Source organism: Mycobacterium sp. (assembly GCF_035499775.1).
Classification (GTDB): Bacteria; Actinomycetota; Actinomycetes; order Mycobacteriales; family Mycobacteriaceae; genus Mycobacterium.
The window spans coordinates 1-10,865 of the sequence record NZ_DATJYB010000320.1 but is presented as its reverse complement, the minus strand read 5'-3'; the positions used below and the strand labels follow the sequence as shown (position 1 = coordinate 10,865).

General features: G+C 66.0%; 12 protein-coding genes. 11 read left to right on the top strand and 1 reads right to left on the bottom strand.

Annotated features, from left to right (window positions below; genetic code table 11):
• On the bottom strand, positions 1-386 hold a 386-nt coding region (locus VML93_RS20270), incomplete at its 3' end, for a hypothetical protein (protein ID WP_414686403.1).
• Between the two features lie 342 nt (positions 387-728).
• Between VML93_RS20270 and VML93_RS20265 the strand changes: the two genes are divergently transcribed.
• The 11 genes from VML93_RS20265 to VML93_RS20215 all read left to right on the top strand — a co-directional run.
• Positions 729-1,472 carry a hypothetical protein gene (locus tag VML93_RS20265; RefSeq protein WP_325613426.1) on the top strand — a complete coding sequence of 248 codons (744 nt, stop codon included), beginning with the start codon at positions 729-731 and terminating at the stop codon, positions 1,470-1,472.
• A 38-nt stretch (positions 1,473-1,510) separates the two neighbouring features.
• Positions 1,511-2,599 carry an acyl-CoA dehydrogenase family protein gene (locus tag VML93_RS20260; protein ID WP_325613425.1) on the top strand — a complete coding sequence of 363 codons (1,089 nt, stop codon included), beginning with the start codon at positions 1,511-1,513 and terminating at the stop codon, positions 2,597-2,599.
• A gap of 105 nt (positions 2,600-2,704) precedes the next feature.
• The gene (locus tag VML93_RS20255) at positions 2,705-3,871 is read left to right on the top strand and encodes an acyl-CoA dehydrogenase family protein (RefSeq protein WP_325613423.1); all 1,167 of its coding nucleotides are present in this window, start codon (positions 2,705-2,707) and stop codon (positions 3,869-3,871) included.
• Positions 3,871-4,638: an SDR family NAD(P)-dependent oxidoreductase gene (locus VML93_RS20250; RefSeq protein WP_325613422.1), complete on the top strand. Its 768-nt coding sequence runs from the start codon at positions 3,871-3,873 to the stop codon at positions 4,636-4,638. The genes VML93_RS20255 and VML93_RS20250 overlap by 1 nt, the downstream gene beginning before the upstream one ends.
• The gene (locus VML93_RS20245) at positions 4,638-5,840 is read left to right on the top strand and encodes a thiolase family protein (RefSeq protein ID WP_325613420.1); all 1,203 of its coding nucleotides are present in this window, start codon (positions 4,638-4,640) and stop codon (positions 5,838-5,840) included. The genes VML93_RS20250 and VML93_RS20245 overlap by 1 nt, the downstream gene beginning before the upstream one ends.
• A complete protein-coding gene (locus VML93_RS20240; protein WP_325613419.1) occupies positions 5,837-7,063 on the top strand; it encodes an acetyl-CoA hydrolase/transferase family protein in 1,227 nt (408 codons plus the stop codon). Before VML93_RS20245 ends, VML93_RS20240 begins: the two co-directional genes overlap by 4 nt.
• Complete coding sequence (locus VML93_RS20235; protein ID WP_325613418.1) at positions 7,060-8,001, top strand: hydroxymethylglutaryl-CoA lyase; 942 nt, start codon at positions 7,060-7,062, stop codon at positions 7,999-8,001. Before VML93_RS20240 ends, VML93_RS20235 begins: the two co-directional genes overlap by 4 nt.
• Before the next feature lie 43 nt (positions 8,002-8,044).
• Positions 8,045-8,803, top strand: coding sequence for a glucose 1-dehydrogenase (locus tag VML93_RS20230; protein WP_325613416.1), 759 nt, complete (start codon positions 8,045-8,047; stop codon positions 8,801-8,803).
• Between the two features lie 29 nt (positions 8,804-8,832).
• Positions 8,833-9,618 carry an enoyl-CoA hydratase/isomerase family protein gene (locus VML93_RS20225; RefSeq protein WP_325613415.1) on the top strand — a complete coding sequence of 262 codons (786 nt, stop codon included), beginning with the start codon at positions 8,833-8,835 and terminating at the stop codon, positions 9,616-9,618.
• 22 nt (positions 9,619-9,640) lie between these two features.
• Positions 9,641-10,453, top strand: coding sequence for an enoyl-CoA hydratase/isomerase family protein (locus tag VML93_RS20220; protein ID WP_325613413.1), 813 nt, complete (start codon positions 9,641-9,643; stop codon positions 10,451-10,453).
• 2 nt (positions 10,454-10,455) lie between these two features.
• Positions 10,456-10,865: enoyl-CoA hydratase-related protein (locus VML93_RS20215; protein WP_325613411.1), on the top strand; the 410-nt coding region annotated here is incomplete at its 3' end.

The window sequence follows — 10,865 nt, the reverse complement described above, 5'->3', positions numbered from 1 at the left end:
GCCAGAGTCACCATGACGGGCGCACAGGTGATGGTGCCGCCCATCATCTCGATCTTGGACAACAGACCGCCGGGGCCCTCGATGCGTTCCATCACACGGGCCACCGCGACGCTGAATGACATGTAGAAGGCGGTCATGGTGATGCAGATGCTCAACGCAATCAACAGCGGAAGCCTGAACTCCACGAAGTGCGCCTTGACCTCGTCCGGTGTCGCGCTGGGCGGGAACGGCGGCATGTTCCGGGCGACAATCCCCCAGAGGACGAAGACCGCGAACAGAAAGACGGGACCCGTCCACGCCAGGATCTTCCACGTCCGGTAGTCGGTCGGGTATGGCGACAAATCTCGCCCGGGGTTATAGGTGGTGGGTTCGGCATGTGTTGCCATGGATTCGCTCCCTCAACAACGTTGTACTAGGCGCATCGACGACGCACGACCGCCACCGCGCTTCTCCGGCATCACCATCGTGGCCGACTCAGCCAGCGTGCGCTTCACCCGAATGAGCAGTATTTGCTCACCTTTTCGGGGCATTTCGCGCAGGCTCACTTCCGGCACGGCATCTCAGAGGCCGGTCCCGTGGACTTCGTGTCCGGGCTTTTCGGCGGCGAGGCCCGCGGTATGCGCCGACGAACCCCTCGGGGTAGGGTTGGCGCATATTGCCATTTGGTCAGGCCATTAGTATAATTAGGCCCAACCATCAGTCAATCCCATCATTCGAGCGGAGCGCCAATGCAGGATCCGGGACGGCTCACCTCCCAGAAGTACGGGCTGTGGTGCAACTGGATCTTTGTTCTGCTCACCGCGGTTGGCTGGCTGGGCATCGCGCACTTCTTCCTCCCCGCGCGTGCGGACCTCGGGCTCGAGGCCACCAAGGTCTGGTTCTCCCAGACGCACCGCTGGGGTGTGATATTCGGTTGCACGCTGTTCTATATCGCCGCGGGGCTGCTTACTCCCGGCTCGATCGCATTCGGCATCATGCTGGCGAAAATCGAGGGCCGGTGGCCGCTGTGGTCGCTTACCACTGCGGTCTGCGGAGTCTTCATCTCGTTGATCGTCTTCTTCAATGCGTGCGCATGGATCGTGTCGGCGTACCGACAGGAGAGCGGCCCCGACGTCAGCCAGGCCTTCAGCGATTGGGCATGGTTCGCCTTCCTGCTCGGCTGGATTTATCTCGCCATCGAGATGTTTGCTTCCGGCGTCGTGGAACTGATGGATCACCGGCCCGAGCCGATGATCCCGCGCTGGCTCACCTGGCTGACGTTTGCCGGAGCAGCGACACTGCTTTTCGCAGCGGGCCCGGCGTTTTTCAAGAGCGGGCCGTTCGCCTATCACGGGTTACTGGCCTTCTATCTGCCGGTAGTGATCTGGGGTGCGTACATCGTCTTGACGACGAGGTACATGCTCAAGGAGCTGCGTCGTTCGCCCGAGCCGACACCGATTCCCGCGGCCGCATCCGTTGCTGATGCCGGCTAACCGGCGGCCATTTCAGAACACAGGCAGGAGAAACGCAGATGCACCTGGAGCTTTCCAGCGAACAGGAGCTGTTCGCCACTTCGTTGCGTGAGTGGCTGGGCGACCGCGCCGGGTCGGCTTTGGTTCGCGGTTGGCTGGACGCCGGCGATCTGGGCGCGTTCGAACGGCTCTTCGTCGGCGAAGGTTGGGCCGGGGTCGGGTTCGCCGAGGAGCTCGGCGGCCAGGGTGGCGGGATGCTGGAATTAGCGCTCACCGCACGGGAGTTGGGGCGCGCTGCGGTGCCGTCGGCCCGCTGGCTGCAATCGGCGATCGTCGTCTCGGCGCTCGCCGACGAGGCGGCGTTGGCGCGCGCGGCATCCGAGTCCGGTGAGGTGACCGCATTGGCGGTGCGGGCGGACCGTATCCCGGCGCCGGTGACGTCGGTGCACAGCCACGCCGGCCGCCTGAGCGGGCGGATACCGTGCGTACTGGGCGCCGCCGGGTCGCGGCGGTTCCTGGTGCCCGTGGCCGACGGGGAGGCCACGTCGCTGTGGCTGGTGGACACCGCCGACGCGGGGGTCGGGGTGCACCCCCGTCCGCTGCTGGATCGTTCGCGCGATGTCGCCGACGTCGTCCTCGATGACGCGCCGGCACGCCGGCTCGACATCCCCGATATCGAAGCCACAACGATGCTCGGCGAAATAGCCTCCAGAGCAGCGGTTCTCGTCGCCGCCGATGCACTGGGCGCCTCCGAGCGAATGCTGCAACTGGCCGTCGACTACAGCAAGCAGCGCCAGCAGTTCGGCCGGCCGATCGGCTCGTTTCAGGCGGTCAAACACGCTGCGGCGCAGATGCTGGTCACCGTTGAGTCCTCGATGTCTATCGTCTGCTACGCCGCGCAGTCGGTCGAGGAGGGTCTGCCGGAGCGAGCGATCCATGCAGCCGTGGCGAAGGCACAGGTCACCCGAGGCAGTGCCGAAATCGCCGACAGTGCACTGACATTGCACGGCGCCGTGGGCTATACGTGGGAACACGACCTGCAGCTGTTCTACAAGCGCGCCAAACTCGACCGAGTGCTGTTCGGTACACCGGCAACCTGGAACGAGCGCATCGCAGCCACTTTGCCGCTGCTGCCGGCCACCGCATGACCGTGTGGACGTGACCGGCGACTCAATAAGCGACCTTCCTTTTTGGTCAGGCCATTAGTATCATTAGCACACATACCGGTGCCCAACAGCGAAGCGGAGAGCGGCGTGGACTTCGAATTGAACGAGGATCAGCAGACGATCCGGGCGGCCGTCGCGGAACTGGCGGGCAAGTTCGACGACCACTACTGGATGACCAAAGACCAGCAGCACGAGTTCCCCACCGAGTTCTATGAGGCGTTCGCCGAGGGCGGCTGGCTCGGCATCACCACGCCGGAGGAATACGGCGGCCACGGGTTCGGCATCACCGAGGCATCGATCCTGTTGGAGGAAGTCGCGGCCAGCGGCGCCGGGATGAATGGCGCCAGCTCGATGCACCTTTCGATATTCGGAATGCATCCGGTGATCGTGCACGGCTCCGAGGAGCTCAAGGCCCGCACGCTGCCCCGCATCGTCACCGGCGACCTGCACGTGTGCTTCGGTGTCACCGAGCCGGGCGCCGGGTTGGACACCACGAAGATCACCACCTTCGCCCGGCGCAACGGCGATCACTACGTGGTCAACGGCCGCAAGGTATGGATCTCCAAGGCGCTGGAATCGGAGAAGGTGCTGCTGCTGACCCGCACCACGAAGTTCGAGGACGTCACGCGCAAAACCGATGGCCTCACTCTCTTTTTGACCGACCTGGACCGCACCAAGGTCGACATTCGCCCGATCCCCAAGATGGGCCGGAACGCCGTGTCGTCCAACGAACTGTTCATCGACGGTCTCGAGATTCCCGTCGAGGACCGCGTCGGCGAGGAAGGTCAGGGCTTCCGCTACATCCTCGACGGTCTGAATCCGGAGCGTTGCCTAGTCGCGGCCGAAGCGCTGGGCATCGGGCGGGCGGCACTGCGCGCGGCGGTTCGCTACGGCAACGAGCGCGAGGTGTTCGGCCGGCCGATCGGAATGAACCAAGGACTTCAGTTTCCACTTGCCGACTCGCTGGCCCGCCTGGACGCGGCGGAGTTGATGCTGCGCAAAGCCACCTGGCTCTACGACAATGGCAAACCTTGTGCACGCGAGGCCAATACGGCCAAGTACCTCTGCGCAGACGCCGCGTTCGACGCAGCCGACCGCGCAGTCCAAACGCACGGCGGCATGGGGTACTCCGAGGAGTACCACGTCGCCCGCTATTTCCGGGAAGCCCGGCTGACGCGCATCGCGCCGATCAGCCAGGAGATGGTGCTCAACTACCTGGGAGAGCACGTGCTTGGACTGCCGAGGAGCTACTGATGACCCTGCAGCGCGACGTGTTCCGGCTCGACGGGCGCTCGGCACTGGTGACCGGTGCGGGCAGCGGCCTCGGCGAGGCAATCGCTCGTGCCTTCTCCGCGGCCGGTGCTGCCGTCTTGGTCACCGACATCGACAAGGACGCCGCGGTGGCCACCGCGGAATCGATCACCGCCGCCGGCGGCACCGCGCAGCCGTTCGTCCTCGACGTGCGCGACTCGGCCGCGGCGACCGAAGCCGCCACAGCGGCCGCCGAACTCGGCGGCGGCGCATTGCACATCCTGGTCAACAACGCCGGCGCCATCGCGCCGGCCATGTTCGGCGACCTGTCAGAAGCGAACTTCCGCCGCATCGTCGACATCCACCTGGTAGGCAGCTTCGTGTGCAGCCAGGCGGCGCTGCACCACCTGCCGGACGATGGCACCGGCCGCATCATCAATGTCACCTCCGCGGCCGGCCTCACCGGGACGATCGGTCAGGCGAACTACGGTGCGGCCAAAGCCGGCATCATCGGGCTCACAAAGTCGCTGGCGCGCGAACTGGCGCGCCAGGCCATCAACGTCAACGCGGTCGCGCCGCTCGCCGCCACCGCCATGACCGCAAACATCCGCAGCAACGACAAGCTGGCTGCCAAGACGCTGGCACGAATCCCCCTGGGGCGCTGGGCTTTCCCGGACGAAATCGCGCCGACATTCGTCTTTCTGGCCTCGGACGCCGCGTCCTACATCACCGGCCAGGTGCTGCCGGTCGACGGCGGAACGGTGATCTGATGCGCCACAACGTGACCGGGCCGTTCGCCTCGACGGGCCGCGGGGTCTACATCGCCGAGGCGGTGCGCACCCCGGTGGGTAAATCGCATCCCGAACGCGGCTGGTACCGCGACACGCACCCCAACGCGATGCTGGCCGCGTGTTACGCGGATCTGATCGGACGCACCGGAATCGAGCCCGCACTGGTCGAAGATCTGGTGATCGGCTGCACCGCCCCGTTCGGTGAACAATCGCGCAATATCGCCCGCAACGCCTGGCTGCAGGCCGGCTATCCGCCCGAGGCACCCGCGACGACGCTGGACCGGCGTTGCGGTTCGGCGCAGACCGCGGTGGAAATGGGTGCAGCGTTGGTGGCCTCGGGCACGCACGACGTCGTCATCGCAGGCGGGGTGGAGCACATGGGCCACGTCCCGATCGACTCCCCCGGCAAGATTTCCGAACTGTATGGCGATCCGTGGCCGGCCGAGTTGCGCGACCGCTACAGCTTTGTGCACCAAGGTGAGAGCGCCGAGTTGATCGCCGACCGGTGGCAGTTGGGCCGCGAGGAGATGGATGCCTTTGCGGCGCAGTCACATCAGAACGCTGCCAAGGCCATTGCTGACGGCCGGTTCGTCGCCGAGATGGTGCCGATGACACTCGACGGCCAGGTCCGCGTTGCCGACCAATGCGTGCGCCCGGAGACCACGGTGGACGCGCTGGCCAAGCTGAAGCCGGTGTTTCGCAAGGAGGGCGGGCGCATCACCGCCGGGTCGTCGTCGCCGATCAGCGACGGCGCGGCCGCCGTGCTGCTGTGCTCTGCCGAGGCCGCGCATCGGCTGGGATTGCGGCTACGCGCCCAGATCGTCGACCAAACCACTGTCGGCGTCGACCCGGTCATCATGTTGACCGGACCCATTCCTGCGACCCGGAAGTTGTTGCAGCGCAACAACCTCGGCGTTGACGACATTGACCTGTTCGAGGTCAATGAGGCGTTCTCCTCGGTGGTGCTGGCCTGGCAGCGCGAACTGCGCCCCGACGCCGATCGGGTCAACGTCAACGGCGGAGCCATCGCGTTGGGCCATGCGGTGGGCGCCACCGGCGCCCGGCTACTGGCCACCTTGGTCGCCGAACTCGAACGCCGGGAGGCCGACCTCGGCTTGGTGACGATGTGCTGCGGCGGGGGTCTGGGGACGGGAACTTTGATCCAACGAGTACCGACGTGATCGATTTTGGCAAGTTCGTATCCCAAGGTGACGGCGTCTGGTGGGGTCAGGCCGCCGCAGAACCTCGTCCCCTCGTCGATGCGTTGATTCTGCAGAATCCCCGGATCGGTCCGATCCGGGTGTTCACCGGGCTGAGCTGGAACGACCAGCTCGCGGTAACGATTCCCGGCCGGATGTCAATGGTGTCCTATGGCGGACTCGGCGAGCTTCGCGAACTGAGCCGCTCCGGACGCCTGGACGTGGTGCCATGCCACTATTCGGCACTACCGCGGATGTTCGCCGAAGGTCTGCTGCCGTGCGACGTCGGCCTCGTGCAAGTGTCCCCGCCCGACGAAAACGGGATGTGCTCGTTGGGAATTGGTGTCGACTACGTCGCCGACGCGATCCAACACACGCCGGTGCTGATCGCCGAGATCAACCAACGAATGCCGGCTACTGCCGGCACCCAACGGATTCCGCTCGAACGGTTCGCGGCGACCATCACCACCGACCGCCCGCTGGCCGAAGATCCGACTCGCGCACCGGGAGCGACCGAGCAGCGCATCGCCGGCCATGTCGCCCAACTCGTCGACGACGGCGACACCGTGCAGCTGGGAGTCGGCTCCCTTGGTACCGCGGTGCTCGACGCGCTTGCCGGACACGAGGATTTGGGCTTTCACACGGGCATGGTCACCGACGGGCTGCTGCGGCTCGTGGACAAAGGTGTGGCGACTGGCACCCGCAAGGAGATCGACCCCGGGCTGATCGTCGCGGGCACTGCGCTCGGTTCGGCGGAGCTGTACCACCGGGTGCCCGATCTGCCCGCCAAGTTCTTACCGACCAGCTACACCCATAGCCCGCAAGTACTTTCGCAGTTGCGCTCCCTGGTGTCGGTGAACTTCGCCGTCGAGGTCGACTTGACCGGGCAGGTGGGCGCCGAGGTCAGCCGCGGCGTGTATGTCGGAGCCGTCGGCGGCCAGGTGGACTTCACCCGGGCTGCCGCGCTCACCGGCAAACGGTCGATCATCGCGCTGCGGGCCACATCGGGCGGCCGGTCCACAATCAAAGCCACACTCGACGGCGGGGTGGTCACCACCACGCGCTCCGACGTCGACACCGTCGTCACCGAATATGGCGTCGCGCAGCTGCGCGGCTGCGACCTGAGGGAACGAGCGCGACGACTGGCCGCGATCGCCGCGCCGGAGTTCCGCGATCAGCTGGACCGCGAAAGGAGCACATTGTGAGTGGATTGCCCGCGCATGTCGATATCCGTGAGGTCGGCCCGCGCGACGGATTCCAGAACGAACCGGAAACCATCGCCACCCGCGACAAGATCGACCTGATCAACCGGCTGGCCCGAACCGGCCTGCGCCGCATCGAGGTCGCCAGTTTCGTCCGTCCCGACGTCATCCCCCAGCTGTCCGACGGTGTGGAGGTGCTGCGCGGGGTTGATGTGCCTGAACACGTGTCGCTGATGGTGTTGGTACCCAACAGCAAAGGACTCGACAACGCCCTCAAGGTGCGCGAGACGTTCTCCGAGGTGGCGATCTTCGTCAGCGCGTCGGAGACACACAACAAGAAGAACGTGAACAGAACCATCGCCGAGTCCATGGCCGACAACGAGATCATCGCCAAACGCATTGTCGCCGAAGATCTGCGCTGCGCCGCCGTCATCGCCACGTCCTACGGTTGCCCGTTCGAGGGCAAGGTGCCGATGAAGCGGGTGCTCGACATCGCCGAGCAATTCGCGGCCGCCGGTGCCGGCGAGGTCGGGTTCGGCGACACTACCGGAATGGCCAACCCCGCCTACGTCGGTGATTTCTTCGCTGCCGCAATCGAGCGGCTGCCCGGTGTCGAGGTAACCGCCCACTTCCACAACACCCGCGGCCAGGGGCTGGCCAACGCATATGCCGCACTGCAGGCCGGCTGCACGAGCTTTGAGTCCAGCTTCGGGGAACTCGGCGGCTGCCCGGTGCCGGCGGGATCAACCGGAAACATCGCCACCGAGGACCTGATCAGCATGTTCGAGGAGATGGGCGTGTCCACCGGGGTATCGCTACCGGCCCTGATCGACGCGGCCCGCGCCGCCCAGCACGTGCTCGGCCGCAAACTGACCAGTCACTCCATCGTCGCCGGTCCGATCGACTGGGCACCTAACCCGGACGCTCCGTCCTGTCGCTAGGCCGTTTGACAGGCCATCCAAACACTCAAAGGAGAGAGAAAATATGAGCAACCGCGTCGCATTCGTCACCGGCGGAGCCCAAGGCATCGGCCAGGGCATCTCGGAAACCCTGGGAGCCAATGGGTTTCGGGTTGCGGTGGCAGACCTGAACCTCGAAGCCGCGGAGGCCACCGCGAAGCGCATCGCCGACGCCGGAGGCGAGGCGATCGCTGTCCACGTCGACGTCACCAATACCGAATCCGTGCGCAGCGCCGTCAAGACCGTCGCCGCTGAGCTCGGCGAGATCGAGATCGTGGTCAACAACGCCGGCTGGGACGACTTCATGCCTTTCCTGAAAACCTCAGAAGAATTCTGGGACAAGATCATTGACATCAACTTCAAGGGCGCACTGCGCGTCATCCACGCCGTCGTGCCCGGCATGGTGGAGCGCGGCTTCGGTCGGGTGATCAATGTCGGTTCCGACGCGGGCCGCGTCGGATCGTCGTTGGAAGCGGTCTACTCCGGCACCAAGGGCGGCATCATCGCGTTCACCAAGACGCTGGCCCGGGAAGTGGCGACCAAGGGGGTCACCGCGAACACGGTCTGCCCGGGCCCCACCGACACACCCGCGCTGCGCAAGTTCGCCGACAGCTCTGGCCAAGATGCCGACAAGGTGATCGGCGGGATGACCCGCTCCGTACCGATGAAGCGCCTGGGTCAGCCTTCGGACATCGCCGCTGCCGTCGCCTTTTTCGCGTCGGACGCCGCCGAGTACATCACCGGCCAGACGCTGTCCGTCAGCGGCGGACTCACGATGGCCTGACCCCTACCCGATTTCAAAAGGAGACCCTTGTGACACAACCACAAAGCCGTGCAGCTGTGGCCTGGAACCGGGATGGAGCCATTGTCGAGATCGTGCTTGACAGGCCTCCGGCCAACGCGCTCGGCCCAGAGATCATCACCGGGTTGCACGCCGCGATGGACTATGCCCAGGCCGTCGAAGCCAAGGTCATTGTGGTGGCTTCGGCCGTCGACGGCTTCTTCGCGGCCGGCGCCGACATCAAGCACATGTCCGCGATCGACGCCACGTCGTTCCGGGAGTACGGCGATGGGCTGCGGGGCGCGCTGGAGCGCCTCGCCGCCCTGCCGATGATGTCTGTGGCCGCCGTCGACGGGCTCGCGCTGGGCGGTGGTCTCGAGTTGGCGATGGCGTGCACGTTGCGTGTGGGCGGTACCCGGGCGCGGCTGGGTCTCCCCGAAGTCAAGCTGGGCCTGATCCCCGGCGCCGGGGGTACCCAACGACTCCCCCGTCTCGTCGGACGCGGCCGGGCGCTCGACCTGATGCTCACCGGTCGCCAGATAGAGGCCGACGAGGCGTTCTGGATCGGGCTGATCGACCGCCTCGCCGAACCGGAGACCACCGCCCGGGCCGCCGCGTGGCGACTCGCCCGCCAACTGGAAGCCGCCTCGACCCCCGCCCAACTGGCCGTCGTCCGCACCGTCGACGCGGCATACGACCGGCCGCTCACCGACGGCCTGCGCTTCGAAGTCGAGCAGGTCCAGGACTTGTTCGAACGGGGCGAGGCGCTCGAGGGACTCCGCGCATTCATCGACAAGCGCACACCAGAATTCGCCTGAGCAATCGATTGGAATGGATGTCATGATCGATCTGGAAAAGCGTTATCAGACTTTGCTTCTCGAGTCGCCCGCCAACGGTGTGGTTCAAGTGACCCTGAACCGGCCCGACCGGTTCAACGCGATGACGGTGACCATGTTCGACGAGCTGGAATCGGTGGCGCGTGCGGTCGGCGACGATCGCGACGTCCGGGTGCTGATCCTGACCGGAGCCGGCAAGGCGTTTTGCGCGGGCTACGACCTCGACGAGGCAGAGGAGCTGGCGTCATTGTCGCCGCTGGGAATGCTGGATCGCCAGGAACGCGCTGCCCGCGCACTGAGCGCCGTTCGGGCAGTTCCGGTTCCGGTGATCGCCGCCGTCAACGGCCCCGCCGCCGGCGGCGGCATGTCGCTCACCCTGATGGCCGACATCCGGCTCGGATCGCCTGCGGCGAAGTTCAACGCCGCGTTCGTGCGGATCGGACTTTCCGCCGGCGACCTGGGTGCGTCGTGGTTGTTACCGCGCCTGATCGGTCCGTCCGCGGCGGCCGAGATCGGTTTCACCGGGCGCATTGTGGAGGCCGAAGAAGCCGAACGGCTCGGCCTGCTGAACCGGGTGACCGGCGACGTTGACCTGCTGGACCAAACGCTCGCCCTGGCGGCGCAGATCTGCGCCAACTCCCCCGGCGGCATCCGACTGTCCAAACGGGCGCTGCAGGCCAACATGGAAGTCGCCTCCTTCGCCGCGGCGCTCGAACTGGAAAACCGCGGCCAGGCGCTGCTGACCCGCTGCGACGACATGACCGAGGCGCTGGAAGCCTTCAAAGCCAAACGCGCACCGAACTTCTCCGGGCGGTGATCATGAGCGCCGTTACCGCGCAGTGGAACCGGGTGTCGCGACGCCCACTGAGCGATGTCCTCGACGAGCTGCGCGGGGCGCGCACGCTGACCTTCGACGAACACGGTCGCGGCATCGTCGTGATGTCGGTGAACCGCCCACACCGCGCAAACTCGCAGACCGTCGAAATGTTCGGCGAAATTGCCTGGGCCACAGCCGTTCTACGCCACGCGTCGGCCCGCGCGTTGGTCGTCACCGGTGCCGGCGGCAAGGCCTTCGTTTCCGGCGCCGATATCTCCAAGTTCGAGAGCGAGCGCGCGAGCAAGGAGGCGATCGAGCGCGCGGGTCTTCAGGCGAAGGACATCGACATGATCGTCTACGCCACGCTGTCGCCCGACGTGAACTTCCCGGGCACCGGCGTGTTCGTGCAGCG

What these genes read in the sequence shown, in the direction of transcription:
- VML93_RS20265 (WP_325613426.1), top strand. Translation starts at nt 729, where the DNA reads ATGCAGGATCCGGGACGGCTCACCTCCCAGAAGTACGGGCTGTGGTGC.
- VML93_RS20260 (WP_325613425.1), top strand. Translation starts at nt 1,511, where the DNA reads ATGCACCTGGAGCTTTCCAGCGAACAGGAGCTGTTCGCCACTTCGTTG.
- VML93_RS20250 (WP_325613422.1), top strand. Translation starts at nt 3,871, where the DNA reads ATGACCCTGCAGCGCGACGTGTTCCGGCTCGACGGGCGCTCGGCACTG.
- VML93_RS20245 (WP_325613420.1), top strand. Translation starts at nt 4,638, where the DNA reads ATGCGCCACAACGTGACCGGGCCGTTCGCCTCGACGGGCCGCGGGGTC.
- VML93_RS20230 (WP_325613416.1), top strand. Translation starts at nt 8,045, where the DNA reads ATGAGCAACCGCGTCGCATTCGTCACCGGCGGAGCCCAAGGCATCGGC.
- VML93_RS20220 (WP_325613413.1), top strand. Translation starts at nt 9,641, where the DNA reads ATGATCGATCTGGAAAAGCGTTATCAGACTTTGCTTCTCGAGTCGCCC.